Below are 26,336 nucleotides of genomic sequence, written 5' to 3'. Positions count from 1 at the left end.
GCCACGGCACTATCAGGCCGCCTGGCGCATCCCAGGCTTCAATGTTTTGCCATCCCGGCTGCGCGCATCCTGCGGTCCATAAACCTCTGCCGTCTCCGGGAACAGGCTGAGCAGCGCCAGGTACATCAGCGACGCCAGCCCGAGGGTGATCGGCAGGCTGATGTCGATGCCGTCGGCCAGGTTGCCCAGCGGGCCGACGAACTGCCCCGGCAGGTTGACGAAGCACAGGCCCACCAGCGCGCTGGGGATCCAGGCGCCCAGGCCGCGCCAGTTCCAGCCGTGGCTGAACCAGTAGCGCCCGCCGGTTTCGCCGCGGGTGAAGACTTGCAGGTCATCCGGGCAGTAGTAACCACGACGTACCAGCAGGCCGATGATCATGATCACCATCCACGGGGTGGTGCAGGTGATGATCAGCACGGCGAAGGTCGACACGCTCTGCACCAGGTTCGCCGCGAAGCGTCCGATGAAGATAAAGGCAATCGACAGCACGCCGATCAGCAGGGTCGCCTTGACCCGCGACAGCAGTCGTGGGAACACGCTGGACATGTCCAGTCCGGTGCCATACAGCGAGGTGGTGCCGGTGGACATGCCACCGATCACCGCGATCAGGCACACCGGCAGGAAGAACCAGGTCGGCGAGACGGCCAGCAGGCCGCCGACATAGTTGTTCGCGGTGATGTAGTCCGGTGCCTTGATCGCCACGATGGTCGCGGTGGCCAGGCCAAACAGGAAGGGGATCAAGGTGGCGATCTGCGCGGCGATCACCGCCAGCATGATCCGGACTTTCGAGGTTTCGCGGGGGATATAACGCGACCAGTCGCCGAGAAACGCCCCGAAGGAAATCGGGTTGCTCATGGCCACCAGCGCGGCGCCGATAAAGGCCGCCCAGAAACCGGCCTGACCCATCGCCACGGTTCCGGCGAAGTGACTGTCGAAGGCCGGTGCAAAGGCAAAGATCCCCAGCAGGAACAACAGGCTTGCGGCCCATACGGCGATGCGGTTGACCCACAGCATGAAGCGGAAGCCGTAGATGCATACCGTCAGCACCAGGATCGCGAACAGGCCGTAGGCCAGGCCCAGGGTCAGGTCGGTTTCCGGCATGTCGACCAGCCGCTTGGCGCCGCCGATCAGGGCATCCCCCGAGCTCCATACCGAGAGCGAGAAGAACGCAATGGCGGTCAACAGCGACAGGAACGAGCCGACGATCCGTCCGTGGACACCGAAGTGCGCCCCGGAGGACACGGCGTTGTTGGTGCCATTGATCGGACCGAACAGGCCCATGGGCGCGAGGATCAGCGCGCCTAGTACAACGCCCAGGACGATCGCCCAGACACCGGCCTGGAAGGACAGGCCGAAGAGCACCGGGAAACTGCCGAGCACGGCGGTGGCAAAGGTATTCGCACCGCCGAAGATCAGGCGAAACAGGTCGCTGGGTCGGGCATCGCGTTCGTGGTCGGGGATCTGTTCGACCCCGTTGGTTTCAATGCTGCCAAGGCTTTTTTCATTGTTGTTTTTATTCATGATCGCTCCGATCACTGCGGTGCCCTCGTCTTCCGCGAGGGCTACCGGGGTTGGCTAAGGGGAGGGCATTCCCTGGGGTTTCGCTGACAAATGCTCGTGGCAGGCCAGCCATGGGCCTGATTCTCGTTGTTTGCGAAACACAATGGTTTCGCGCTCCTGGCTAAAGAGAAGCTCCCCTTGCATGCGCAGCTCGGTGGCCACGTCATGGATGAAAATCGCCACATCGCCCTGCAGGCTGACGAAAGCGTTGCTCGAGGTGCACGAAATCACCTCGAAGCCGTCCTCCGCCCGCCAGTTGTCCCACAGCGCCTGATAGGCATCGCGTGACAGCAAGGGCTGTTCGAGGGTGTAGAAAACGAAGCTGGCATCGGCGCTGAAGGCGCCGAAGTAGGCTTCGCGATCATTGGCGGCGAAGGCGGCCACCAGCTCGGCGGCGGCCTCGAGTACCTGGTCACGGTCGTTCATGGCGACTCCTCAGCGGTGGGCCACGCCGGGCAGTACGCAGAGCATCTCGTACAGCAGGTTGGCGCCGAGCAGCGAGGTGTTGCCGGTGGTGTCGTAGGGTGGCGAGACTTCCACCAGATCGCAGCCGACCAGGTCCAGGCCCTGGCAACCGCGGACGATCTCGATCGCCTGGATGGTGGTCAGGCCGCCGATTTCCGGGGTGCCGGTACCGGGTGCCCAGGCCGGGTCGATGCCGTCGATGTCGAAGCTCAGGTACACCGGGCCGCCGCCGACTTTTTCGCGCACTTCAGCCATCAGCGGAGCGAGGGATTTGTGCCAGCACTCTTCGGCCTGGACCACCCGGAAACCCTGCTTGCGGCTCCAGTTGAAGTCTTCGGCGGTGTAGCCCTGGGCGCGCAGGCCGATCTGCACCACCCGGTCACAGTCCAGCAGGCCTTCTTCCACGGCGCGGCGGAAGGTGGTGCCGTGGGCGATTTTCTCGCCGAACATGTGATCGTTGACATCGGCGTGGGCGTCGATGTGCACCAGGCCGACCTTGCCGTGCTTCTTGTGGATGGCGCGCAGGATCGGCAGGGTGATGGTGTGGTCGCCGCCCAGGGTCAGCGGGATGACCGGGTGTTCGAGGATGGCGTTGTAGGACTCTTCGATGATGCGTACGGCGTCCAGCAGGTTGAAGGTGTTGATCGCCACGTCACCGATGTCGGCCACCGACAACGAATCGAAGGGCGCGGCACCGGTGGCCATGTTGTAGGGGCGGATCATCACCGACTCGGCGCGGATTTCCCGCGGGCCGAAACGGGTCCCGGCGCGCAGCGAGGTGCCGATGTCCAGCGGGATGCCGATGAACGCGGCGTCGAGGCCGGCGGCCGATTGCAGGTGCGGGAGGCGCATCATGGTGGCGATACCGCCGAAGCGCGGCATTTCGTTACCGCCCAGTGGTTGGTGAAGAATCTTGTCCACGGGTAAGCCTCATCATTTATTTTGGTTATCAGGGGGCGATTCTGCGAAAGGCGCCGGGTGGGAAGAATCGCTGACGGCAAATAGTTAGTTCAGATTTTTCTAAACTAATGGGAAACTGGGCGGACAGAATTTTTTCCGGCAATGCAGACTTTCCCCAGGAACTCCCATGGCCAACGCTTTACCCGACCTCAAACTATTGCGCATCTTCGTCAGCGTGGTCCGGCACCAGGGCTTCGCCAACGCCCAGCAGGAGCTCAATCTATCGACCTCGGCGATCAGCACCTACATGAGCCAGCTGGAAGCGTCCCTGGGCCTGGTCCTGTGTCATCGCGGGCGCGGCGGCTTCAGCCTGACCAGCAAGGGCGAACTGTTCCACCAGGAAACCCTGCGCCTGCTCGGCGAGCTCGAAGGTTTCGAGCAATACGCCGCGGCCCTCAAGGGTGAGTTGCGCGGCACCTTGAACCTGGGGGTGATCGATTCCACGGTCAGCGAGCCGGCCTTGCCCCTGGCCGAGGCCATCGGCGCCTACAGCCAGGAGCACCCGGCCGTGCACCTGCACCTGTCGGTGATGAGTCCCTACGAATTGCAGCTCGGCGTGCAGGACAATCGTCTCGACCTGGCCATCGGCGCCTTTTCCACGCGCATGAGCGGGTTGGTCTACCAGCCGCTGTACCGTGAGCAGCACTGGTTGTATTGCAGCAACCGGCATCCGCTGTACAACGAACGACGTATCCCGGAACAGGTGATTACGCAGCAACGCATGGTCGGACGCGGTTACTGGAGCCAGGCCGAGCTGGCGCGCCATGGCTTCAAGCACAGCGCGGCGACGGTGGAAAGTATGGAGGCGCAATTGATCCTGGTGTTGTCCGGCGCCTATATCGGCTACCTGCCGGAGCACTACGCCCAGCCCTGGGCCGACAAGGGTGACCTGCGGGTATTGCTGCCGGCGACCTTCGGTTACCAGGCGCCGTTCTCCATGATCCTGCGTCGGGGCCGCAGTCGCGAGCCGTTGATCCAGACCTTCCGCGACCTGCTCAAAGCCCAGCTCAACCAGCCCTGATCGGTATAACTCAATGTCCAGAGCCCGTTGCGAACGTTGTTTGCGTCCCGAAAGCCACTGCCTGTGCGCACTGATCCCACAGCTGGACAGCCGCACCCGCGTGCTGCTGTTGCAGCATCCCAGCGAGGTCAACCATGCCTTGAACACCGCCCGGCTGGCGGCGCTGGGTTTGACCCATGCCGAGTTGCGGGTGGGTGAGGTGTTCGAGGATCTGCCCCAATTGCTGCAACAGCCCGGTTACCAGGCGAAATTGCTGTTCCCGGCAGAGGATGCACAGCCCTTGCAGGCGTATGCGGCCGCGCCGATGGATTTGCCGCTGTTGTTGGTGGTGCCCGACGGCACCTGGCGCAAGGCGCGCAAGATGCTCTACCTCAATCCATTGCTGGCGGCGTTGCCACGGGTGACGCTGGGGGCGGGGGCGGTGTCGCGCTACCGATTGCGCAAGGCGCCGGAGCCGGGCGCGTTGTCGACGCTGGAGGCGATTGTCCAGGCGCTGGAAACCCTGGAGGCACCGGTTTCGTTCGCGGCGTTGCTGCGGCCGTTCGAAGCACTGATCGAAGGGCAGATTCGGGCGATGGGTGAAGAGACTTTCCTGCGCAACCACGAAAAAAAACGCCCGGCAGTGCCGGGCGATTGAGTTCATGCCGTCAGCCGACTCAGTGATGACGTGGCTTGAGGATCGCCGGCTTTTCGTCCGGGGCGTTGCACAGCAGGTACAGCGCGGTCAGGGCTTCCGGGATCTGTACGATCATGTCGTCCATCAGGTTGGCATCGGCGGCGATATCGGCGAACTCGGGTTGTTCGTCGAACAGGCCGGAACCGACCATGATCGGCAGGAGCATTTCGCTGACTTCGTCTTCGGCGGTTTCGAACCAGGCCTCTTCACGCAGGAACACGCCTTCCATGAAGCCGATGCACCAGCCGCGCAGCTCGGAGTCGTCCGGGTCGTCGCCCAGGTCCAGGTCGCACGGCAGCTCGAATTCTTCATCGGACGCCAGTTGGCGGGCGATATGGGCCTTGAGCTGGATCAGCGTGGCTTCGATCTCTTCGCGCTGGGCGGCGTCGCTGTAGTGCGGCTCCTCGGCGAACAGGGCGTCGATCCATTCCCGATCGGGGACGATCTCGGCGCAGATCGACAAGGCGGTCAGGTAGCCGTGGGCGGCGACATAGTCCAGCGCCTCTTCGTGCAGCTCGTCGGCGTCGAGGAAGGCTTGCAGGCGGGTGAGTTGCTCAGCGAAGGACATTGAGGGGCTACCTTGGGAATAAACGATAAGCAATTCTAGGCGTTCTTGAGCCCTCAGGCCAGCAAGCACTGAATTCCCTTAACCGACCGGCACCGCCCATTGCCGTCGGACGCTCGGGTATACTGCCGCGTTTTGTGATGCGCTGCTGACCCTCGGGGCCGCTGGGAAATGCCTGCTTACGGTTTTTTTCGTGAAAACGGTGAATCTTCAGCCAGCCTTTGAACAAGCGTTTCGATGATTTTTGGAGTGGTTATGCTCGAACAGGCTCAACGCGTCCTCAAGGACATCTTCGGTTACGACAGCTTCCGTGGTCGCCAGGGTGCCATTATTGAGCGCGTGGCCAATGGTGGCGACGCCCTGGTGCTGATGCCCACCGGTGGCGGCAAGTCGCTGTGTTTCCAGGTTCCGGCGTTGCTGCGCGAGGGCCTGACGGTGGTGGTCTCGCCTTTGATCGCACTGATGGACGACCAGGTGGCGACCCTCGAGGAACTGGGCGTCGCTGCCGCGGCCTTGAACTCCACGCTGAGCGCCGAACAGCAACGTGACCTGGCGGAACGGATTCGTCGCGGCGAAGTGAAAATGCTCTACCTGGCCCCCGAGCGCCTGGTGCAGCCGCGCATGCTGTCGTTCCTGCAGAACCTCCAGATCGCCCTGTTCGCCATCGATGAAGCCCACTGCGTATCGCAATGGGGCCACGACTTCCGTCCCGAGTACCTGCAACTCGGCCAGTTGGCCGAGCTGTTCCCGGACGTACCGCGTATCGCCCTGACCGCTACCGCCGACAAGCGGACCCGCGAAGAAATCGTCAATCGCCTGCACCTGCAGAATGCCGAGCGCTTTCTCTCCAGCTTCGACCGGCCGAACATCTTCTACCGCATCGTGCCCAAGGAGCAGCCGCGCAAACAGCTGCTGGCGTTTCTTTCGCAGCGCCGCAGCGATGCCGGGATTGTCTATTGCCTCTCGCGCAAGAAGGTCGATGAAGTGGCCGCGATGCTTTGCGAGCAAGGCTATCCGGCGTTGCCTTACCACGCCGGGCTGGCCAGCGATGTGCGTGCCGCCAACCAGAAGCGCTTCCTCAACGAGGAAGGGCTGATCATGGTGGCGACCATCGCTTTCGGCATGGGCATCGACAAGTCCAACGTGCGCTTTGTCGCCCACCTGGATCTGCCCAAGTCCCTGGAAGCCTACTACCAGGAAACCGGTCGTGCCGGCCGCGACGGCCTGCCGGCGGATGCCTGGATGGCCTATGGCTTGCAGGATGTGGTGATGCTCAAGCAGATGCTGCAGAACTCCGAAGGTGACGAGCGGCACAAGCGCCTGGAACACCACAAGCTCGACGCCATGCTGGCCCTGTGTGAGGAAACCCGCTGCCGTCGCCAGACCCTGCTGGCCTATTTCGATGAAGACATGCCGCAACCCTGTGGGCATTGCGACAACTGCGTCGATGGCGTGCAGACCTGGGACGCCACCGAACCGGCGCGCCAGGCGCTGTCGGCGATTTTTCGTACCGGCCAGCGGTATGGCGTCGGACACCTGGTGGATGTGCTGCTGGGCAAGGAAAACGACAAGGTGCGCAGTTTCGGTCATCAGCACCTGACGGTGTTCGGTGTCGGCAAGGCGCTGGCCGAAGGCGAATGGCGCACCCTGTTCCGCCAGCTGGTGGCCCGCGGGCTGGCCGATATCGACCTGGAAGGCTACGGCGGCCTGCGTCTGAGCGATAGCTGCCGGCCCCTGCTCAAGGGCGAAGTGAGCCTGGAGCTGCGCCGCGACCTCAAGCCGCAGACCACGGCCAAAAGTGTCTCCGCCAGCCCCGCCAGCCAACTGGTACGCGGCGAGGAGCGCGAGCAATGGGAAGCCCTGCGTGCCCTGCGGCGCAAGCTGGCCCAGGAACATGGCGTGCCGCCCTATGTCATCTTCCCCGACTCCACCTTGCTGGAAATGCTCCGCAGCCAGCCGACTTCCCTGGCGGAAATGGCCAAGGTCAGCGGTATCGGCGCGCGCAAGCTGGAGCGTTATGGCGAGGCGTTCCTCGAAGTCCTCGGCGGCGAGGCAGAAACCCCGAAAACCGTGGCCGATATCCGCCACGAACTGATCAGCCTGGCCCGGGCCGGTATGACGCCGTTGCAGATCGCCGGCCAGTTGCAGTGTTCGGAAAAGAATGTCTATACCTTGCTGGCCGAGGCCGTCGGCCGCCAGCAACTGTCGCTGGAGCAGGCGCTGGACTTGCCGGAGGATCTGCTGGGGGAAATCCAGGACGCCTTCCTCGACGGCGAAGGCGAATTGCCTCCGGTGACCGCTATTGCCGAACTGTTTGCCGGCCGTGTGCCGGAAGGGGTGCTGTACTGCGTGCGGGCCGCCTTGCAGGCGGAATTTGAAATGTGAGGTCGGTATTGTCCCCGGTCACTGTCTTATTCACGACAAGTAACGATTCGGCGCCGAGCAAGCCTTGCCTCCGGGCATGGGTCATGCTTAGCTGACTAATAATTAGTTTTGTCTATTTTAAGTCTAACCCTGAGTGTTTTATGCCGTTGACCGATGAACACCGTTTTGGCATGCAGTTGGCGCACATGTCGCGAGGCTGGCGTGCGGAACTGGATCGCCGTCTGGCGGGCCTGGGCTTGTCCCAGGCGCGCTGGCTGGTCTTGCTGCACCTGGCGCGTTTTACCGAGGCCCCGACCCAGCGCGAGCTGGCCCAGAGTGTGGGGGTTGAAGGGCCGACCCTGGCCCGTCTGCTCGACAGCCTGGAAACCCAGGGGCTGGTCCAGCGCCAGGCCGTGCTGGAAGACCGGCGGGCGAAGAAAATCGTCCTGAGTCCCTCGGCACGGCCCCTGATTGAACAGATCGAGACCATCGCCACTGCGTTGCGCCATGAGCTGTTCGTCGGTGTCGACGATGAAGAACTGAGGATCTGCATGCGGGTCCATAGCCGGATCCTGGCGAACCTGGAAAAATCTTGAGGCATTCCCAGGCCGCCGGGCTTGGGAGTCCTCAGCGAGTTTGTAAAGCCTTCAACGAATTTTGATAGTCTTTGCGCCGCAGACTATAAGAGTTACTGGTTCTGTGTATTGTGTCGGTGTCCGGCCCGCGTGCGCGGGCCGTCACGCCAGTAAGGGATGCTCATGCTCGAGAGTTTGCAGTCCGCGTTGCGGTGCTCCATTGGAAAATCCACCCTGAACCGGGCTCGCCTGTTGGCCGTGCTGGCCGGCGGGTTGTTGTATTCGGCGCTGGCTCCGGCCATGGGGTTGGGGGATATCACCCTGCATTCGGCGCTCAATCAGCCGTTGAACGCGGAAATCGCCTTGATCGAGCCGGGCGACCTGGCCGACGGCGAACTGTCGGTCAGCCTGGCAACACCCGAGGAGTTCGCCCGGGCGGGCGTCGAGCGGGTGTTCTTCCTCAATGACCTGCGCTTTACCCCTGTGCTGCGGGGCAACAGCAGTGTTATCCAGGTGCAGACCAACAAGCCGGTCAGCGAACCTTTTCTGAATTTCCTGGTGCAGGTCAACCGACCCAACGGGCGCCTGCTGCGCGAATACACCGTGCTGCTCGATCCGCCGGGCAACCGGCCGGCCGGTTACAGCCTGCCTGCTCGCAGCGCAGCCCTTGAACAACCGGCTTCGGTGGCGAATATCCCACCGCCGCCTGCGCTGCAAGGCAAACACTACACCGTGGTCAAGGGTGACAACCCCTGGGTTATTGCCAAGCGACTGCGCGAAGCCGGCAGTCAGGCGTCGGTCAACGAATTGTCCCAGGGCATTCGTGCGCTGAACCCGGGCAGCGACCGTTTGCGGGTCGGCCAGAGCCTGTTGCTGCCGGACGTCGCAGTGGTTGCGGCCCCGGCGTCTTCCCCGGCCCCGACCTTGGCCGCTGCGGCTACGGCCACCGCGGCTGCCGCCACGCAGAATGCGCTTGCTGCCGTGACCGAGACAGCGCAAAACGCCGAGGAACTGGCCAAGGCCGCCCTGGAAAACCAGCAGTTGCAGAAGACCGTCGAGGATCTGCAGGTCAGGTTGAAAGCCCAGGACGAGATGATTGCCAGCAGCCAGAAACAGGCCGTTGAACTGCAGACACAACTCGCGGAACTCAAGACCAAGGCTGTTGCGCCGGCCCCCGCCGTGGTGGCCGCGCCAGTGGTAGCGCCGACACCGGCCGCCGAGACTGCCGATGGCCCGAACTGGCTGCTGTGGGGGGCGGTGCTGTTGCTGATCGCGCTGCTGGCCGTGGCCTTTATCCTGCGCCGCAACCGCCAGCAGGCTGAACAGGTGCCCGAGGCGGTACCTCCGGTGGCTCCGGTTCCGGAGCCGATGGTCAGCCGAGTGGTAACGCCGGCCCCGCCGACCAAGCCGGCAACGCCCGCGTCGACGCGGGTCGAGCCGGTGGTGGCGCCGGTGGCCGCAGTGGCCTCGCGTCAGTCCAGCGAAGTGCCTGATGCCCTTGAAGGCGTGAGTATCTACATCGCCTATGGTCGCTTCAGCGAAGCGGCGGGCATTCTGCGCGAGGCCATGCTCAAGGAGCCCGAGCGCACGGACTTGCACCTGCGCTTGCTCGATGTGCTGGCCCAGCAGGGCGACAGTGCGGCTTACGCAACGGAAGAGCGCAAGCTGCTGGAGGCCGGGTTCAGTGAGTCGGCCCTGCAGGAGTTGCGCGCCAAGTATCCGAAACTGCAAAGCGCTGCCGCCACGCCAGCCCAAGCTCCAGCCGCTGCGTCCCCGGTCGCCGTTCTGGCGGCGGCCGGCGCCGTGGCAGCGGTCGCGCCAGTACTGGCGGCACACTGGAAAGAGCCGGCTGAGGAGACGACTGCAACCGCCCCTGTAGCGGACAAGCCGCTGGAGGACGAATTCCAGCTCAACCTCGATGACCTGTCCATGGACGCCGACTGGGACCTGGTCAGCCCGTTCGACAATACGCCCCATCCCCGCAGCAAGACCGCCGAAGAGCCGGTTTTGCCTGTCGAGCTGGAGCCTGAGCCCGAGCCGATCTTCACCAAGAGCTTCAATGAGCTGCCGGAAGTGTTCGAGATGCCGGACGAGCAGTTCCTCAGCGATTTTTCCGAGCTTGAGTCAGAGCCTGTGCCCGCGCCTGTGGGCGAAGTGGAGTTGAGCCTGCCCGACGACGGGGACTCACTGGACGACGCGTTTCTCGATGGTTTCATGAGTGATTCCGAGCCCCTGGACATCGAGCCCCTGGAAGTCGACTTCGACAGCCTGGAGCGCGAGCAGGCTTCGGCCAGCAAGCTTGAGCAGGCGCAAACCTGCATCAATGTCGGCGACCTGGACCATGCCAGCCAACTGCTCCTCGAGCTGCTGCGCGAAGGCGATGAACCCCTGAAGCAGACGGCGCGCACCTTGCTCGCCAGTATTCGCTGATACGGCTCGCCCCTGCGAATATCAGAAGGTCTGTCCCAGATTCAGGTACAGCGCCTTCTGATTGTCGTCATTGAGGCCATAGCTGAAGTTCAACGGCCCCAGTGGCGTATCGAAGCCCAGGAACACGCTGGCGGCGTTGATGTAACCGGTGTCGAATTGATTGTCGTTGTTCCAGGCCCGCCCGCGTTCCAGGGAGGCGCCGAGGTACAGGGGGAAATCCAGCGGCAGGTAGGCCCGGGGTGTCAGCCGGCGGTAATAGACCGCGCGCATCAGGCTGATGTTCTGCCCGGCAATCGAATCCTGGCGGAACCCCGATAACTGCCGTGCGCCCCCCAGCAGGAAACTCGAAGTGACCACTTCGGCGTCGTCCAGGGTATGTCCGTAGCGCCCACCCAGGATCCAGGTATTCGGTCCCTGGCTCAGGGCCTTGTCCAGGGTGAACTCCCACTGCCGGTAGCGTTGGGTCGAACCCAGGCTCGGGTCGAACTCGCGCAGGGTCAGGTTGATGTTTTCCCCCGTGTGCGGGAAATAGACGTTGTCCAGCGAGTCGAAGGAGTATTTGAGCGCGTAGAAACCTTCGCTGAAACTCACCTGCGGCAGGCTGCGATCGCCGATCTTCACGTCGGCCTGGCCCCAGGCTTCGCCGATACCGAGACGGATCTCGCCGTTGTTGGCGATCTGGCGCCCGATGTTCAAGCCGAAGCCGTACCGTTCCAGGCGATATTCGGCAATTGGATCGTTATCCAGGGTCGCTTCCACATTCTGCGTTTGCAGGTTCACATAGGGCGCGACAAAGTAGCGCGAGCCGGTGTCCAGCGGTTGATAGAACTCGCTGTAGAGATCCTGCTGATCGCCGATCTGGGCCCGGGTCAGCCACTCGCCGCCGAGGCTGTTGATGCCGTTGACCCGATAACTGGCGCCGAGATTGAAGGCGCTGTCGCCGCGCATGTCATCCGACAGGTTCAAGCCCAGGCGCAGGTAGTCGGTGCCGCTGCGTTTGCCCCGGGCGCTGATGACCAGGGTGTGTTCCTGGCCCTTGCGCGCGACCCGGTATTGCACCTGCTCGAAGTAGTCCAGGCCGTAGAGAGTGCCCATGTCGATGCGCAGGCGCTCGAGGTCCAGCGGCTCGCCGAGGGGTTGGCGGATGTAATAGCGGATCACTGCGTCGCTGACCTTGGAGTCGTTCTCGATCCTGATCGTATTGATCACCGGGGTGCGCTGTTCGGGCGCACGGGCGGCGATCAGTTCGGCGTCGGGATTGGGCGGCGAACGCAAGCCGGCCAGGCGCGCGTCGAGAATGCGCGTGGCGCGATAACCGGCGTCGATGATGTCCTGGGCGCGGCCGAAGTCGGTGCTGCCGTAACTGGCCAGCGCCGGCTGGATCAGGATGTCATTGCGGTGCAGCGTGGCCAGCTGTTCTTCGGAGTTGCGCCGGGTCATCAGGGTGATCGACTGGTTGAGGACGTCGACCACGGTCGCCAGTTGTTTGCGTGAGCGCAGCGGGGTGCCGATATCCACCACGACGGCGATGTCGACGCCCATTTCGCGCACCACATCCAGCGGGATATTGTCGGTCATGCCGCCGTCCACCAGCAGGCGCCCGTCCAGCTCGACCGGGGCGAATACCGCCGGGATCGACATGCTGGCGCGGACCACCTGGGGCAGGTGGCCGCGGCGGAACACGACTTTTTCGCCACTGGCGATATCGGTGGCAACCGCGCGAAAGGGGATCGGCAGCTTGTCGAAGTCACGGGTGCCGCTGGCATGGGCGAGCGTGCTTTCCAGCAGCAAGGCCAGGTTCTGGCCCTGGATCACTCCCAGCGGCAGGCCCAGGCTGCCGTCGTCGCGGAAGCTGAGCTGCTGTTTGACCAGGAAGTCGCGGTCATCCTGTTTACGCCGAAACGGGATGTCTTCCCGTGGCGGGGCGTCGGACAGCGCCTGTTTCCAGTCGATGCCCAGGGCGAGCTTTTCCAGCTCGTCGATCTTGTAGCCCGAGGCATACAGCCCGCCGATCACCGCGCCCATGCTGGTGCCGGCGATGGCGTCGATCTTGATGCCCTGTTCTTCCAGGGCCTTGAGCACGCCGATATGGGCCAGGCCACGGGCGGCACCGCCGGACAGCACCAGGCCGATCTTCGGTCGCGGCGGTTCGGCGGCTTGCAGCGCCAGGGGCAGTAGACAGAGGAGCAGGCAGGACAACAGGCGGCGCATCATGATCTCGGGAGGGACGATAAAAAGGTCGTTATTATAGCGACGACCTTTCCTTCCACAGCCGGATGCAATCATGACCGCACGTAAACCGCATATCGTCATCACCTACTGCACCCAGTGCCAATGGCTGCTGCGTGCCGCCTGGCTGGCCCAGGAACTGCTCAGCACCTTCGCCGATGATCTCGGCCAGGTGGCCCTGGAGCCGGGGACCGGCGGAGTGTTCCGGATCACCTGCGACGAGGTGCAGATCTGGGAGCGCAAGGAAGACGACGGCTTTCCCGAAGCCAAGGTACTCAAGCAGCGGGTACGGGACCGGATCGATCCCGAGCGCTACCTCGGGCACAACGACCGGCCCCGATAGGCGCGGACTTACGACGGGCTCAGCTTCGACTTGATGAGCCCGACGATGACCATCAGCACCCCACCGCCCACGCCACCGCTGGCAATACTGCTGAGGATCGAGGTCAGGTCCAGTGCGCCGCTACCGCTGCCCACGCTGCCGTTGGTGAAGAGATCGAGCAACTGCCCGCCGAGACCGCCGCCGAGTATGCCGAGGATGGAATTGATGACCGGGCCCAGGTTGTATTTCTGCAGGACCGACCCGGCCACGTTACCGCCCACGGCGCCGCTGATGGCTTGAATCAAAAGACTGACGATGTCCATGGATGAAACCCTCCAACATGTTGATGGGGAGGGCCGCTCGAATCGAGTCGATTCAGGGGGGGAATCACTGCAGCTGTCGTCGAGAAACCCTGATCTCCGTGAACGACAGCAAACTGTTGCGGATGTCACCAGTATAGGCGGATTGGGTTTTCGTCAATGAACTGACGCGGCTTCCTGGTTTTCTCGCGGTGCCGCCGCCGCGCCCAGGCGGCTGGACACCACGATGGCGAGAATGATCAGGGCGCCGCCGATCAACATGCGCAAGGTCGGGTTTTCGCCGAACAGCAGCCAGGCCGCGGTGATCCCGTACACCGGCTCCAGGGCAAAGACCACCGCCGCGGTACGCGCCTTGATCACCGCGAGGCTGGCCACGAACAGGCTGTGGGCCACGGCTGTGCAGAACACCCCGAGCAGGCCGATCCAGACCCAGTCCAGCTTTGGTACTTGCGCAAGATCCGGGGCGGCCCAGGGCAGCAGGCAGGCGGCGACCGCCAGGTTCTGGCACAACGCTGCCTGTACGGCGGGAATCCGCCCGGAGCCGGCCCGGTTGGCCAGTGACAGCAATGAGAACAGCAGGCCGGACAGTACGGCCCAGAGCAAACCGCCGGTGGCCTGGCTGGCAAGGTTGAAGTCGGGCGTGACCAGCACCAGGCCGATACTGACCAGCACCACCAGGAGGATTTCATTGAAGCGGATGCGCTCGCGAAAGATCACGCCTTCCAGAATCACCGTGAAGGCCGGAAAGCTGGCGAAACCCAGGGTCGCCACGGCCACACCGGCGACTTTTACTGCAATGAAGAAGCTGACCCAGTGCCCGGCCAGCAGCAGGCCGCTGAGCAGCAGGCGCCGCCAGTCCTGTGCCTGCAACGGTTGCCAGTGATGATTGCGGGCCAGGCGGGCGAACAGGCTGAGGGCGAGCACGGCAAAGACCGCACGGCCGAAAACGATGATCGCCGGGGCGGCGCTCGCGAGTTTGCCGAACACGCCGGTCAGGCCAAACATCAATGCGCCGATATGCAGGGCGCCCAGGGCGGAACGGGGAGTCATGGTGGTCCTTGAAAACGCTGACAGACAGAGCCGCAGTCTAGAGGGCGGCCAGTGTGCCTGTCTGTCGCGTGCCTGCTGTCGTTTGTCTCAGGACTCGCGTCGCAACGCGCCGGGTGTGCGGCCGAACTCGCGGAGCACGGCGGCGGCAAAGGCACTTTGCGACTGGTAGCCGACGCGGCTGGCGATCTCGCCAATCGGCAGGGTCGACTCGCGCAGCAGTCCCAGGGCGATATGCAGGCGACGGCTGCGCACATAGTCCATGGGCGTCTGCCCGCATTCGGCGACAAAGCGCGTATGCAGGCGGGCGCTGGACAGGTCGGCAATACGCGCCAGGTCCGTCACCTGCAGCGGGTGGGCCAGATGGCGATCGATGTGCGCGTTGAGGGCGGCCAGGGGCAGGCGCTTGCCAGCGAATGGGCGGCTGCCGGGGCTGTTCAGGCTGGCAAGCAGCAGCACGGCGCCCTGTTGCGCGATCAACGGGTCGTCCACGGGACTGGCCGCCAGCCACTGCACCAGTTGGCCCTGGGCGGCGTCGAGGGTGCGTGGCCCGGCGGTGTCGAGCAGACGCCGGCTGGCCTCGGCATGGTCGCCCAGGGTGTTCAGCAACCAGCGTTCGTCGGGCACATCCAGTACCAGGCAGCGGCTGCCGTTGGGGCTGGCGCAGACGTGATGGGCATCGCAGGGAATCACCGCGACGCTTTGCTGCACCACCTGGCTGCCGTGCCCCTCGATCTCGAAGTCGAGCCGGCCGGACAGGCCAAACACCAGCTGCGCATGGGCATGGCTGTGGTTGATCAGGTCGGGGCTGTAGTGGCGCAGGGTCAGGATCGGTCCCATCGCGGTCTCCTTGGCATCGTCGCAGTCTACACCGCTTGCCGTTCGGGTGGTTGTCATCGGACTGCCATGTAGCTGTCATGGACTATTAACTGCCCCGGTGCAAGCTCAGGAAAAATCCGGAGAATGCCCATGACCCGTGCGGAGCTTGCCAAACCCAGCCGTAAGCAGCGTGTGCGAACCCTGTGGATTTCCGACGTGCACCTGGGGACCCGCGACTGCCAGGCCGAACACCTGTCGCAGTTTCTCAAGGGCTATCAGGCCGACCGTATCTACCTGGTGGGGGATATCATCGACGGCTGGAAGATGCGTGGCGGCATGTACTGGCCGCAAGCGCACACCAACGTGATCCGCCGGCTGCTGACCATGAGCAAGCGTGGCACCGAGGTGGTCTATGTCACCGGCAACCACGATGAGTTCCTGCGCCGTTACTCCAAACTGATCCTGGGCAATATCCAGCTGGTCGACGAAGCGGTGCACCAGACCGCCGACGGGCGCAAGCTGCTGGTGATCCATGGCGACCAGTTCGACGTGATCACCCGTTATCACCGCTGGCTGGCGTTTCTCGGCGATTCGGCCTACGAGCTCACCCTGACCCTCAATCGCTGGCTGAACCATTGGCGGGCCCGCTACGGTTATGGCTACTGGTCGTTGTCGGCCTACCTCAAGCACAAGGTCAAGACCGCGGTCAGCTTTATCAGCGACTTCGAAGAGGCGATCGCCCACGAATGCGTGAAGCGCGGGCTCGATGGGGTGGTGTGCGGGCATATCCACCATGCCGAGATCCGCAAGGTCGGCGAAGTGGACTACCTCAACTGCGGTGACTGGGTCGAGTCCTGCACCGCCCTGATCGAACACTGGGATGGCACCATCGAGCTGTATCGCCTGGCGGATGCCCAGGCGAAAGAGGCGCAGCTCAAGCTGGAGCTGGAAAAAGTCGCCGAGGCGGGTTAGCCCCTATCAGGCCGTCTGGTTCTGCGCCGTCGCGGCCTTGTAGATCGACTGCCGGGGTTGGGCGAATACGCGCTCCATCATCGGTTCGAAAAAGCTCAGGGGCAGGCTCTCGTAGTCCGGGTCGAAGGCCGCCGCGTCGTATTTGGCGCAGAACTCGATGGTCGCCAGATACTGCGGGTGCTCGCGAAACTGCTCGCGCAGATGGCGATCCATTCCCAGGTAATGGAAGAAGTAGTAGCCCTGGAAAATTCCGTGCTTTTCCACCATCCACAGGTTTTCCGCGCTGACGAAGGGCTTGAGGATCGCCGCGGCGATGTCCGGGTGGTTATAGGAACCCAGAGTGTCGCCAATATCGTGGAGCAGCGCGCAGATCACGTACTCCTCGTCCCGTCCGTCGCGCCAGGCCCGGCTGGCGGTTTGCAGCGAATGGGTCAGGCGATCCACCGGGAAACCGCCGAAATCACCCTCCAGCAGCTTCAGGTGAGTCAGGATCCGTGCCGGCAGTTGTCGTGCGTAGGCGCTGAAGTCGGCGGCAATCACCGCCCAATCCTCCTGGGTGCCGTCCTGCATATGGGTAAAGCGGGCTTGTCCGGTCATCGGCTGTCCTCTTGTGGTTTTTATCGCTGCCGGACTCAGTCTAGGGCTTGCCCGCGTCCTGGCAGTGGCTGCGCAGGACGCTTTGCTGGCCCCCCGGGCCTAAAACGGTACCTTGCCGAGGATCATGTCGCGAAACATGACGAAATCGCCGAGCAAACTGTAGAAGGGGTGTTCAAAGGTGGCCGGGCGGTTCTTCTCGAAGAAGAAATGGCCGACCCAGGCGAAGCCATAACCGGCCACGGGCACCGCCAGCAGCAACCCTCCCGAGGCGCGACCGATGGCCAACGCCAGGAAAAAGATCACCAGGCTGGTGCCGACGAAATGCAACCTGCGGCAGGTACTGTTGCCGTGTTCACTCAGGTAGTAGGGGTAGAACTCTGCGAAGCTGTTGAATTTTCTGATGTTTTCCACGGGGTACTCTCCGCGTTGGCGACCTCGCCCATGGAGGGTTCCACGGGGAGCTTATTTGAGTCTAGAGTGATTGGCAGCGGCGACCAGTGACAATAGACGCCACTTTAGTATCCTTAGGCCATTAGTCGTCCTATACGACTTATCATGCAAGAAAAGGCCATGAGCGAGAGAACGACTTCTGCAAGCTGGGCGATGGGGATTGTCAAGGCGCTGGAGATGGATGGCCTGGACTGTCGCGTCCTGTTCCGGCAGCTGGGGCTCGATTATGCGTCCCTGGACGACCCCGATGCGCGTTTTCCCCAGGATTCGATGACGCGCCTCTGGCAGCGCGCGGTGGAGCTTTCCGGCAACCCGGCGATTGGTTTGAACATGGGCCGGGTGGTACGCCCGGCGTCCTTTCATGTTGCCGGCTACGCGCTGATGTCCAGCCAGACCCTGGCCGAGGGTTTCCGGCGCCTGGTGCGTTATCAGCGGATCATCGCCGAAAGCGCCGACTTGAGCTTTCGCCTCTTGCCCGAGGGTTATGCATTGATCCTGACGGTGCACGGCGACCATCTGCCGCCCACCCGCCAGAGCGCCGAGGCGTCCCTGGCCTGCGCCCTGGCGCTGTGCGGCTGGCTGACCGGGCGCACCTTGCAGCCGCGCAAGGTGTTGCTGCAGGGGACGGAGCCGGAGGATATCGGTCCTTACAAGGAAGTGTTCCATGCGCCGCTGGTATTCAACGCACCTTACGATGCGCTGATCTTCGAGCAGGCCGACATGGAAGCGCCGTTGCCGACCGCCAATGAGGCCATGGCCTTGCTCCACGACCGGTTTGCCGGCGAATATCTGGCACGTTTCTCGGAAAGCCGGGTGACCCACAAGGCGCGCCAGGTGTTGTGTCGACTGCTGCCCCAGGGCGAGCCCAAGCGCGAAGTGGTGGCGCAGACCCTGCACCTGTCCCAGCGCACCCTGCAGCGCCGTTTGCAGGAGGAGGGCACCAGTTTCCAGGCGCTGCTCGACGACACCCGTCGTGAGTTGGCCGAACAATACCTGGCGCAGCCGCGCATGACCTTGCTGGAAATCGCCTATCTGCTGGGCTTCGCTGACCCGAGCAACTTTTTTCGCGCCTTCCGCCGTTGGTTCGAGGTCACGCCCGGCGAATACCGGGCGCGGATGTTGGGGGCGGTGGCCTCGATCAATGACGCCAGAATGCGGGGATACACAGAACGAACACCGTGATGATTTCCAGCCGGCCGAGCAGCATGCCCAGGGACAGGATCCACTTGGCAGCGTCCGGCAGGGTGGAGAAATTCCCCGATGGCCCGATTACCTCGCCCAGGCCCGGCCCGACGCCGGAGACGGTACTGGCGGCACCGGTAAGCGCGGTCATCCAGTCCAGGCCCAGTAGCGACAGGGCCAGGGCGATAGCACAAATGGTGATGGCGAAGAAGAACGAAAAGGTCAGGATCGAACGCACGATCTCTTCGTCGAGACGGTGACCGTTGTATTTCTGCTTGATCACCGCCCGGGGATGGATCAACTGGTTGAGGTTGGCCTTGAGCAGGATATAGGCGACCTGGAAGCGGAACACCTTGATCCCGCCGGCCGTCGAGCCCGAGCAGCCGCCAACGAAGCCCAGGTAGAAAAACAGCATCAACGAGAAGTTGCCCCACAGGCTGTAGTCGCCCAGGGCAAAGCCGGTGGTGGTGACCACCGAGGTCACGTTCAGTGCGACGTGGCGCAGGGCATCGAGCCAGTGCAGCTGGGTGGTCCACCAGTACCAGGTGCCGAGTACCAGCCAGGTCACCAGCAGCAGGCCGAGCAAGCCCTGCACCTGCTGGTCCTTGATCAGCGCCTTGCGGTGACCGCGCAGGGTCGCCACGTAGAGGGTGAATGGCAGGCTGCCGAGAATCATCACCAGCACGGCCACCCAGTGCACTGCCGGTTGGCTCCACTTGGCCAGGGACTGGTCCGAGGTGGAGAAACCGCCGGTGGAAATCGCCGACATGGCGTGGTTGATCGCATCGAACAGGCTCATGCCGGCCCACCAGAACGCCAGGCTGCCGAGGAGGGTGATGCCGATGTAGGCGGTGACGATCAGGCGCGCCACCATGTGCGAACGCGGCATGACCTTTTGCGAGCGGTCCGAGGATTCGGTCTGGAACAGGCGCATGCCACCGATGCGCAGCAGCGGCAGGATCGCCACTGCCATGCCGATAAAGCCGATCCCACCCAGCCAATGCAGCAGCGAGCGCCAGATCAGGATGCCCGGGGACATGCTGTCCAGGCCGCTGAGCACGGTCGAACCGGTGGCGGTGATCCCCGACATGCTTTCGAAAAAGGCGTCGGTGTAGCTGGTGTGCAGGGTCAGCACGAAGGGTAGCGCGGCGAAAATGCACACCACCACCCAGCTCGAGACGGTGAGCAGATACATATCCCGGGGGCGCAGTTGTACCTGTTCCGGGCGACCGCGGATCACCAGTGCCAGGCCGGCGAGGAAGGTGATCGTACTGGCCCAGAGAAAGGCCGGCAGGTCGCCAGTGTGCTCGAAAGCCACCAGCACCAGCATGGGGATGACCATGCTGACAGCCAGGGTGATCAGGAAGATGCCGATGATGAAACCAATGATGCGCAGGGTCGGCATCGCCATGAAATAGGCTCGGGAAAGGGGGACGGGCGCCATTTTACCTGTGACCCCGATCATGTAAACCGGCACGGCCGCCTGGGATCTGGCTAGAATAGCCCGATCATTTTCCAGAGGAGGTGGCCGATGGAGGCTCTCGACAATTTGCTCAACCGTGTATCCGCACCGCGCCTGCTCGATCCGGCACCGACCCAGGCCCAGCGCGATATCCTCTTCGCCGCCGCCATGCGTGCACCGGATCACGGGCAACTGCGGCCTTGGCGTTTCCTGACCGTTGAGGGAGCGGCCCGCGAGCAATTGGGTAGCCTGCTGGCTGAAGCCGTGCGCCTGCAAGAGGGTGATGCGAACCCGGCGGCCATCGACAAGGCCCACGCCATGCCTTTGCGCGCACCCTTGGTGATTGTGGTGGTGGCGCGTTTGCAGGAGCACTTCAAGGTCCCGAAGTCCGAGCAGTTGCTGGCCGCCGGTTGTGCGGCCCACGGCATCCTCCTGGCGGCCCATGCCCAGGGGATCGGCGCGGTGTGGCGCACCGGCGAGCTGTCCTATTCACGCCATGTGGCCAAGGGTTTGGGGCTTGGCGATGACGAGGAAGTGATCGCCTTCCTGTACCTGGGCACGCCGCAGAACGAACTGCGTCAGCCACCGAAGGTCGATCTGACTGAGTTTGTCGGAGCCTGGTCGGCTTGAAATGTTTTCTGAAGCTTCAGGCTGAGACAGCAGGCGTTCATAGGGCGTAAACTGGTTTGCATCTACGCCGGAGGCCCTTATGAGCGCCCAACTATCCCCCATAGTGTCGGAATTCGAGACTGAAGAGCAGGCAGCCAGCTACGACCGTTGGTTTCGTGCCAAGGTGCAGGCTTCCCTGGATGACCCTCGTCCTAACGTTCCACATGATGATGTGATGGCGGAAATGCGTGCCTTGATCGCTTCGAAGCGCAATCGGAACGATGCGGGTTGAGTGGCGGCCCGAAGCTCGGGCCGAACTCCGTGAGATCCTGAATTACATCGCTGATCGAAATATTGTGGCGGCCGAGAATTTAAACGACGCCATTGAGGCAGCGACCTCAGCTCTTCCTCGACACCCCTGCTTGTATCGGTTTGGTCGTGTGCCTGGCACTCGTGAAATCATCGTGCATCCAAACTATCTGGTGGTTTACCGCATTACAGATTTCATCGAGATAGTCGCCGTGCTGCACGCCCGGCAAGAGTATCCCTGATAGCCACTTAAACCAGTGCCCCAGGCTCCAAAGGCAGATCCAGTTTTGCGATAAACCCACCCTCGGGGTGATTCGCCAGCACCAGGCTGCCACCATGCCGTTCCGCCGCCCGCCGGGCAATGGCCAGTCCCAGTCCGTGGCCCGGGGCGGTTTGCCCGGGCGCTCGGTAGAAGGGTTCACCCAGTTGTGCCAGATGATCGGGCTCCACGCCGGGGCCATGGTCGCGCACGCTGATTTCGATGCGCTCACCCTGACGTTGCGCGGTCAGCTCGATGGCCTGGCCCTCGGGATTGAAACGCTGGGCGTTGCGCAGCAGGTTATCCACAGCCCGTTCGATCATGGTCGGCCAGCCCTTGAAGCTCAACGGTGGTTCGCCGTCGAAGTGCACCGGCTGTTCCGGGCAGCCCAGGTTGGCGTCCTTCTGCAAGGTGGTGAGCAGCGCCGTGAGGTCGACCTCTTCGGCACTGGCCTGGTCGGAGTCGACCCGGGCCAGGGTGAGAATCTCGCTGATCAGCGCTTCCAGCCGGTCGCATTCGCGGGTCAGGCGTGGCCAGAGTCGCTCGCGTTCCTCGGCACCGGCGCGTTCGGCCAGGGCCAGGGCAATACGCAGGCGTGCCAGTGGTGAGCGCAATTCGTGGGAGACATCCCGCAGCAATTGGCGCTGGCTGCTGATCAGGCTTTGCAGGCGCGCGCCCATCAGGTTGAAGTCCTTGGCCAGCACACCGAATTCGTCGCGCCGCCCCGCCAGTTTTGCCAGGCTGTTTTGCTGGTAGGTGGTCTGCCCCAGGTCATGCACGGCACCGCGCAGGCGGCTCAGGGGGCGGGTGATGGACAAGGTCACCAGTAAACTGAACAAGGTCAGCACCACCAGGGCAATGCCCAAGGCGCTGAGGGGGCGTAGCAGGCTTTCGCGGTGCCAGGCGTCCAGTTCCGGGTGGGGAATGCGGTAGATCAGCAGGTAGGTTTCGCCGCTTTTCGGGCTGGTGTACTCGACCGTCAGGCGCCGCCAGGGCAGCTTGCGGTCATCGTTGTTCTGGCGTGCTTCAAAGGCCGCGGCCCGACGTGGAAAGGTTCCGCGGACCAGCGGATCGCCGCCTTCGTTGAGCACTTGCACATCAATGTGATAGCGCTGCTTGCGCTGTTCCAGAATCGCCTGGGCGGCTTCTTCGCCCTGGCTTTCGTAGGTTTGCGTCCACTCTTCGGCCAGCGTGTTCAACCCCGGATGACGGCTGAGAATCCAGTTGTCCTGGTTGAGGATGTGCATGAGCAGAATCGATAGGCCCGCGACAAGGGCAATGGCCAGCCAGAAGCTGGCCAGGATGCGCCAGAACAGTGATCGCACAGCAAGTCCTCAACCAAACGGTACAAACGAAGAAAGCCCGACGGCGTTGGCCGTCGGGCTGGAGCATAAGCGGATTATTGCGCTTTTTGCGCTTGCTGCGCCTTCCAGGCTTTGAATTCGGTCCATTCGGCACGGCGCTCGGCCTGCTTTTTCTGCATTTCGTCGAAGGTCTTCTGCTGTTCAGGCGTCAGCAGGGCGCGGATCTGGCCTTGGGTCTTCTGGTGAGCGGCATCCAGTTCGCCTTTGAAGGCAGCCTTGTCGGCAGGCGAGAGTTTTTCCAGATACTTGATGGCGATTGCCTTGCGATCATGGCGTTGTTCACCCACCAGTTTGCGGATCTGCTGGCGCTGCTCCTTGGTCAGGTCCAGTTTTTGGAAGCCACCTTTGCCGTGATGCTGGTCGTGACCGTATGCCGGGCCGTCCATCGGGCCACCGTCTTGAGGCATGGCCATGGCCACGGTAGGGAGTGCAGCAGCGAACATCAGGGCGATAAGGGTCTTGCGCATGGTGTTTCTCCTTGTCTCGATTCCGGTCAGTCCGGATGAGTACAGATTAAGGAGTTCAAGGTCAGCGGCGGTCAGGGGAGGGTAAAGCTTGAGTAAAGAGGTTTTTGCCCCGGGTTGACACTTGCCTGACTGGCAATGCCGACCCTTGTGAGCTGGCTTGCCAGCGATGAGGTTGAATCCTGCATCGCTCTTGCGCCAGTCATCGCTGGCAAGCCAGCTCCCACAGGGGTTTACAGGCTGTAGTAGTAACCGCGGCTACGCAGGGCGACGATGCGTGGGCGGCCGTCCGGGTGCGGACCGATCTTCTTGCGCAGGTTGCTCACGTGCATGTCCAGGCTGCGATCGTACAAGGTCAACTTGCGGCCCAGGGCGATCTGCGCCAGTTCCTGTTTGTCCAGGGGCTCGCCGGGTTGCTGCAGCAGGGCTTCGAGCAAGCGGCTTTCGGAGACGGTAAGGGTGAAGTCCTGTTGGTCGATGGTGACCACGCCACGCACCGGGCTGAAGCACAGGTCACCCAGCTCCATCTGGCTCGGAGTCGCGGTCGGGTGGCTGCGGCGCAGTACGGCGCGCAGGCGCGCGGTCAGTTCCCGGGGATCGCAGGGTTTGGCCAGGTAGTCATCGGCGCCCAGCTCCAGGCCGAGGATACGGTCCAGGGGTTCGCCACGGGCCGAAAGCATTACGACCGGCAACTCCGGGTGATCGCTGCGCAATTGCTTGAGCAGTTCCAGGCCGCTGCCATCGGGCAGCATCACATCCAGCACCACGGCGGCCGGGGCGCTGTCTGCCAGGGCCTTGCGCGCGCTTTGGCCATCGTGGCAGGCGCGTACCTGGAAGCCTTCCTGGCTCAACCAACTGGTCAGGAGTTCACACAACTCCTGGTCATCGTCTATCAGTAACAGGTCGCTCATGACTCTCTCGATTACAGATCGCTATTGGCCGCTCAATTCAGCCATTGCCGACGTTGTCTACGTCCGCCACTGGCGAAGATACCGCAGAGCAGGGCCAGGAGTGCAACTCCCCCGCCGGTGACAAACCATTGCTGCTGATCGGTCAGCAGGCGCGGTCCGGCGCTGGCCTGGGCTTCCTTGAGTTGCAGCTTCAGGCGTTGGTTTTCCTGGCGCAGGCGGCTCAACTGGGCACTTTCGCGCTCGGCGTCGGCACTCTGCAATTGTTTGCTCAACTCTTCTCGTTGTCGCTCGCTTTCTTTCAAGCGTTGCTGCAAATCGGTGATCTGGCTACCGGCGCTCAAGGACAGGGGGGTGGAATTACTCGACCCCTGACTCTCTTCGGCGTGGGCGGCGGCCCCTATCGACAAGATGACCACTAGCAGCAACAACGGACCCTGGCGCATCGCAAACTCCTGATTCCAATCGGCATTGGGCAGGTTGTCGGCTGCTGAACGAGAATAATGAGCGATTGGGCCGCGATGAACCCTGAAGGTTCATCGCGAGGGGAGAAATTTATGGCAGGACTTGCTTGAACGGCTTGACCAGTACCTGGGCGTAGACCCCGCTGGCAACGAACGGATCGGCCTCGGCCCAGGCTTGCGCCGCGCTCAGGCTGTCGAATTCGGCGACGATCAGGCTGCCGCTGAAACCGGCGGCGCCCGGGTCGTTGCTGTCCACGGCCGGGTTCGGGCCGGCTAGGACCAGGCGCCCTTGCGCCTGGAGCTGATGCAGCCGTTCCAGATGCGCCGGGCGCACGGCCAGGCGTTTGTCCAGGGAGTTTTCGACGTCGGTGGCGATGATCGCGTAGAGCATGTCAGTCCTCGGTTTTCGGGATGGTCGGGTCGGTGTCGTGCAGGTGGCGGGACAGGTAGATGCCCTGGCCGACCAGGAACAGCAGGGTCATGCCCAGGCTGCCGAACACCTTGAAGTCGACCCAGTACTGCTGGAAGGTGAACGCCACGAACAGGTTGGCGCCGCCGCAGAACAGGAAAAACACGATCCAGGCCAGGTTCAGGCGGGTCCAGATCGGCTCGGGCAGGTTCAGGGCGTGGCCCATGATGCGCTTGATCAGCAGGCGGTCACCGATGAAGTGGCTGCCGGCAAAGGCCAGGGCGAACAGCCAGTTGACCACCGGGGCTTTCCACTTGAGGAAGGTTTCGCTGTGGAAGGCCAGGGTCAGGCTGCCGAATACCAGGCAGGCGATCAGGGTCAGCCACTGGCTTTTTTCCAGTTTGCGGTGGGTGATGAAGAGGGTGCCGTAGACCACCAGGGAACTGATGATCAGCATGGCCGTGGCGCTGTAGATACCGCCCACGGTCAGGCTGTGGCCGGCGATCTCCATGACCCGCGGTTCGATTTTGTAGACGATGAAGAACAGGAAGAGCGGGATGAAATCGATGAATTGTTTCACAGTGGCAGCCAGAAGCAGGATGTGACGGCATAATAACAAACATCATTGCCAGCGAAAGCGCCGCCTAGAGGTTATTCAATCCCCGTGGAAATCGATCTGCACTGCCATAGCACGGCCTCCGACGGTGCCCTCGCGCCCGCGATCCTGGTCGCCCGTGCGCACGAGAGAGGCGTGCGGGTCCTGGCCCTGACCGATCACGACACCCTCGAAGGCCTGGCCGAAGCCCGTGCGGCGGCGGATGGGCTGGGGATGCGGCTGGTCAACGGCGTCGAATTGTCCTGCACCTGGGGTGGCGCGACCATCCATGTGCTGGGCTATGGCTTCGACGTCGAGGCGCCGGCGCTGGTCGAGGCCATCGCCCGCTTGCACGAGGGCCGCTGGCTGCGTTCCGAGGAAATCAGCCGCAAGCTGGCGCTCAAGGGCATGCCCGGCGCGCTGGAAGGCGCGCGGGCGATCCAGCAGGAACTGGGCGATAGCGGCAATGCCCCGGCGCGTCCGCATTTCGCCGATTTCCTGGTGCGTGCCGGTTTCGTCAAGGACCGTGCCGAAGCCTTTCGCAAGTGGCTCGGCGCGGGCAAGCTGGGGGACGTCAAGCTGCACTGGCCGACCCTGGAAGACACCGTCGGCACCCTGCGGGAGTCCGGCGCCTGGGTCAGTCTGGCCCATCCCTGGCACTACGATTTCACCCGCAGCAAGCGCCGCAAGCTGATTGGCGACTATATTCAAGCAGGTGGCCACGCTATCGAAGTGGTCAATGGGCATCAACCCGCCGAGCAGGTAGGCAGTCTGGCGATCCTTGCCCGTGAGTTCGGGCTGCTGGTCAGTGCCGGCAGTGATTTCCATGGTCCTGGAGGCTGGTCCGAGATCGGTGAATACCGCCCGGTTCCTGAAGATCTGCCGCCACTCTGGTGTCGCTTCAAACATGAGCAACTTACTGCCGTCGTCTGAACAGGT

Annotated in this window: 29 protein-coding genes; 12 read left to right on the top strand and 17 right to left on the bottom strand. The window is 63.1% G+C overall.

The window, feature by feature from the left end; genetic code table 11:
• Positions 1-12: 12 nt before the first annotated feature.
• From M5C56_RS03425 to speB, 3 genes are read right to left on the bottom strand one after another with little or no spacing between them, the layout of a single operon-like run.
• The gene (locus tag M5C56_RS03425; RefSeq protein WP_103496486.1) at positions 13-1,521 is read right to left on the bottom strand and encodes a cytosine permease; all 1,509 of its coding nucleotides are present in this window, start codon (positions 1,519-1,521) and stop codon (positions 13-15) included.
• 54 nt (positions 1,522-1,575) lie between these two features.
• A complete protein-coding gene (locus M5C56_RS03420; RefSeq protein ID WP_103496487.1) occupies positions 1,576-1,986 on the bottom strand; it encodes a nuclear transport factor 2 family protein in 411 nt (136 codons plus the stop codon).
• A gap of 9 nt (positions 1,987-1,995) precedes the next feature.
• Positions 1,996-2,946 carry an agmatinase gene (gene speB, locus M5C56_RS03415; RefSeq protein WP_103496488.1) on the bottom strand — a complete coding sequence of 317 codons (951 nt, stop codon included), beginning with the start codon at positions 2,944-2,946 and terminating at the stop codon, positions 1,996-1,998.
• A gap of 166 nt (positions 2,947-3,112) precedes the next feature.
• Between speB and M5C56_RS03410 the strand changes: the two genes are divergently transcribed.
• Positions 3,113-4,006, top strand: coding sequence for a LysR family transcriptional regulator (locus tag M5C56_RS03410; protein ID WP_040065200.1), 894 nt, complete (start codon positions 3,113-3,115; stop codon positions 4,004-4,006).
• 13 nt (positions 4,007-4,019) lie between these two features.
• Positions 4,020-4,643, top strand: a complete 624-nt coding sequence (locus M5C56_RS03405) for a DTW domain-containing protein (protein WP_103496489.1) — start codon at positions 4,020-4,022, stop codon at positions 4,641-4,643.
• A 19-nt stretch (positions 4,644-4,662) separates the two neighbouring features.
• Here the strand turns inward: M5C56_RS03405 and M5C56_RS03400 are convergent, their stop codons facing one another.
• A complete protein-coding gene (locus tag M5C56_RS03400) occupies positions 4,663-5,250 on the bottom strand; it encodes a YecA family protein (RefSeq protein WP_103496490.1) in 588 nt (195 codons plus the stop codon).
• Positions 5,251-5,502: 252 nt separating this feature from the next.
• Here M5C56_RS03400 and recQ point away from each other — a divergent pair, with 252 nt between their 5' ends.
• From recQ to M5C56_RS03385, 3 genes are all read left to right on the top strand, one after another.
• The gene (recQ, locus tag M5C56_RS03395) at positions 5,503-7,632 is read left to right on the top strand and encodes a DNA helicase RecQ (protein WP_103496491.1); all 2,130 of its coding nucleotides are present in this window, start codon (positions 5,503-5,505) and stop codon (positions 7,630-7,632) included.
• A 140-nt stretch (positions 7,633-7,772) separates the two neighbouring features.
• On the top strand, positions 7,773-8,207 hold the full coding sequence (locus M5C56_RS03390) for a MarR family transcriptional regulator (RefSeq protein ID WP_103496492.1): 435 nt from the start codon (positions 7,773-7,775) through the stop codon (positions 8,205-8,207).
• 162 nt (positions 8,208-8,369) lie between these two features.
• Positions 8,370-10,616: a FimV/HubP family polar landmark protein gene (locus M5C56_RS03385; protein ID WP_103496493.1), complete on the top strand. Its 2,247-nt coding sequence runs from the start codon at positions 8,370-8,372 to the stop codon at positions 10,614-10,616.
• Between the two features lie 21 nt (positions 10,617-10,637).
• On the opposite strand, the gene M5C56_RS03380 is transcribed toward M5C56_RS03385, so the two are convergent.
• Positions 10,638-12,827 carry a patatin-like phospholipase family protein gene (locus M5C56_RS03380; RefSeq protein WP_103496494.1) on the bottom strand — a complete coding sequence of 730 codons (2,190 nt, stop codon included), beginning with the start codon at positions 12,825-12,827 and terminating at the stop codon, positions 10,638-10,640.
• Between the two features lie 73 nt (positions 12,828-12,900).
• On the opposite strand from M5C56_RS03380, the gene M5C56_RS03375 reads away from it, so the two are divergent.
• Positions 12,901-13,188 (top strand): SelT/SelW/SelH family protein, encoded by a 288-nt coding sequence (locus M5C56_RS03375; protein WP_103496495.1) that lies wholly within the window; start codon positions 12,901-12,903, stop codon positions 13,186-13,188.
• An 8-nt stretch (positions 13,189-13,196) separates the two neighbouring features.
• Here M5C56_RS03375 and M5C56_RS03370 read toward each other — a convergent pair whose 3' ends face one another.
• From M5C56_RS03370 to M5C56_RS03360, 3 genes are all read right to left on the bottom strand, one after another.
• A complete protein-coding gene (locus M5C56_RS03370) occupies positions 13,197-13,490 on the bottom strand; it encodes a hypothetical protein (protein WP_103496496.1) in 294 nt (97 codons plus the stop codon).
• A 153-nt stretch (positions 13,491-13,643) separates the two neighbouring features.
• A complete protein-coding gene (locus M5C56_RS03365; protein WP_103496497.1) occupies positions 13,644-14,537 on the bottom strand; it encodes a DMT family transporter in 894 nt (297 codons plus the stop codon).
• An 87-nt stretch (positions 14,538-14,624) separates the two neighbouring features.
• The gene (locus tag M5C56_RS03360; protein WP_103496498.1) at positions 14,625-15,374 is read right to left on the bottom strand and encodes an AraC family transcriptional regulator; all 750 of its coding nucleotides are present in this window, start codon (positions 15,372-15,374) and stop codon (positions 14,625-14,627) included.
• A gap of 129 nt (positions 15,375-15,503) precedes the next feature.
• Between M5C56_RS03360 and M5C56_RS03355 the strand changes: the two genes are divergently transcribed.
• Entirely contained in the window at positions 15,504-16,325 is an 822-nt protein-coding gene (locus M5C56_RS03355; protein ID WP_103496499.1) for a UDP-2,3-diacylglucosamine diphosphatase, read from the top strand.
• A gap of 6 nt (positions 16,326-16,331) precedes the next feature.
• Here M5C56_RS03355 and M5C56_RS03350 read toward each other — a convergent pair whose 3' ends face one another.
• Both M5C56_RS03350 and M5C56_RS03345 read right to left on the bottom strand, forming a co-directional pair.
• Entirely contained in the window at positions 16,332-16,922 is a 591-nt protein-coding gene (locus M5C56_RS03350) for a phosphohydrolase (RefSeq protein ID WP_103496500.1), read from the bottom strand.
• 99 nt (positions 16,923-17,021) lie between these two features.
• Positions 17,022-17,333, bottom strand: coding sequence for a DUF962 domain-containing protein (locus tag M5C56_RS03345; protein ID WP_103496501.1), 312 nt, complete (start codon positions 17,331-17,333; stop codon positions 17,022-17,024).
• A 159-nt stretch (positions 17,334-17,492) separates the two neighbouring features.
• On the opposite strand from M5C56_RS03345, the gene M5C56_RS03340 reads away from it, so the two are divergent.
• Positions 17,493-18,554, top strand: coding sequence for an AraC family transcriptional regulator (locus tag M5C56_RS03340; protein ID WP_103496502.1), 1,062 nt, complete (start codon positions 17,493-17,495; stop codon positions 18,552-18,554).
• Here the strand turns inward: M5C56_RS03340 and M5C56_RS03335 are convergent.
• On the bottom strand, positions 18,511-19,965 hold the full coding sequence (locus tag M5C56_RS03335; RefSeq protein ID WP_103496503.1) for a TrkH family potassium uptake protein: 1,455 nt from the start codon (positions 19,963-19,965) through the stop codon (positions 18,511-18,513). The genes M5C56_RS03340 and M5C56_RS03335 overlap by 44 nt on opposite strands.
• Positions 19,966-20,085: 120 nt before the next feature.
• Between M5C56_RS03335 and M5C56_RS03330 the strand changes: the two genes are divergently transcribed.
• The 3 genes from M5C56_RS03330 to M5C56_RS03320 all read left to right on the top strand — a co-directional run bounded on the left by M5C56_RS03330 (position 20,086) and on the right by M5C56_RS03320 (position 21,176).
• On the top strand, positions 20,086-20,646 hold the full coding sequence (locus M5C56_RS03330; RefSeq protein WP_103496504.1) for a nitroreductase family protein: 561 nt from the start codon (positions 20,086-20,088) through the stop codon (positions 20,644-20,646).
• Between the two features lie 79 nt (positions 20,647-20,725).
• Positions 20,726-20,917: an antitoxin gene (locus tag M5C56_RS03325; protein WP_103496505.1), complete on the top strand. Its 192-nt coding sequence runs from the start codon at positions 20,726-20,728 to the stop codon at positions 20,915-20,917.
• On the top strand, positions 20,907-21,176 hold the full coding sequence (locus M5C56_RS03320) for a type II toxin-antitoxin system RelE/ParE family toxin (RefSeq protein WP_103496506.1): 270 nt from the start codon (positions 20,907-20,909) through the stop codon (positions 21,174-21,176). The genes M5C56_RS03325 and M5C56_RS03320 overlap by 11 nt, the downstream gene beginning before the upstream one ends.
• 7 nt (positions 21,177-21,183) lie before the next feature.
• Here M5C56_RS03320 and M5C56_RS03315 read toward each other — a convergent pair whose 3' ends face one another.
• From M5C56_RS03315 to M5C56_RS03290, 6 genes are all read right to left on the bottom strand, one after another.
• Entirely contained in the window at positions 21,184-22,518 is a 1,335-nt protein-coding gene (locus tag M5C56_RS03315; RefSeq protein WP_103496507.1) for a HAMP domain-containing sensor histidine kinase, read from the bottom strand.
• Positions 22,519-22,592: 74 nt separating this feature from the next.
• The gene (locus M5C56_RS03310) at positions 22,593-23,024 is read right to left on the bottom strand and encodes a Spy/CpxP family protein refolding chaperone (protein ID WP_103496508.1); all 432 of its coding nucleotides are present in this window, start codon (positions 23,022-23,024) and stop codon (positions 22,593-22,595) included.
• Positions 23,025-23,254: 230 nt separating this feature from the next.
• Positions 23,255-23,932 (bottom strand): response regulator transcription factor, encoded by a 678-nt coding sequence (locus M5C56_RS03305; RefSeq protein WP_103496509.1) that lies wholly within the window; start codon positions 23,930-23,932, stop codon positions 23,255-23,257.
• Between the two features lie 32 nt (positions 23,933-23,964).
• Complete coding sequence (locus tag M5C56_RS03300) at positions 23,965-24,375, bottom strand: translation initiation factor 2 (RefSeq protein ID WP_103496510.1); 411 nt, start codon at positions 24,373-24,375, stop codon at positions 23,965-23,967.
• 109 nt (positions 24,376-24,484) lie between these two features.
• Positions 24,485-24,784 carry a YciI family protein gene (locus tag M5C56_RS03295; protein WP_103496511.1) on the bottom strand — a complete coding sequence of 100 codons (300 nt, stop codon included), beginning with the start codon at positions 24,782-24,784 and terminating at the stop codon, positions 24,485-24,487.
• Position 24,785: 1 nt separating this feature from the next.
• Complete coding sequence (locus tag M5C56_RS03290) at positions 24,786-25,382, bottom strand: septation protein A (RefSeq protein WP_103496512.1); 597 nt, start codon at positions 25,380-25,382, stop codon at positions 24,786-24,788.
• Positions 25,383-25,466: 84 nt separating this feature from the next.
• Here M5C56_RS03290 and M5C56_RS03285 point away from each other — a divergent pair, with 84 nt between their 5' ends.
• Positions 25,467-26,330 carry a PHP domain-containing protein gene (locus M5C56_RS03285; protein WP_103496513.1) on the top strand — a complete coding sequence of 288 codons (864 nt, stop codon included), beginning with the start codon at positions 25,467-25,469 and terminating at the stop codon, positions 26,328-26,330.
• Positions 26,331-26,336: the final 6 nt, after the last annotated feature.

This window comes from Pseudomonas sp. MWU13-2862 (genome assembly GCF_023242495.1).
In the GTDB taxonomy this organism is placed as follows: Bacteria; Pseudomonadota; Gammaproteobacteria; order Pseudomonadales; family Pseudomonadaceae; genus Aquipseudomonas; species Aquipseudomonas gingeri_D.
The sequence above is the reverse complement of the archived record's forward strand: the minus strand, read 5'-3'. Positions and strand labels throughout refer to the sequence as shown.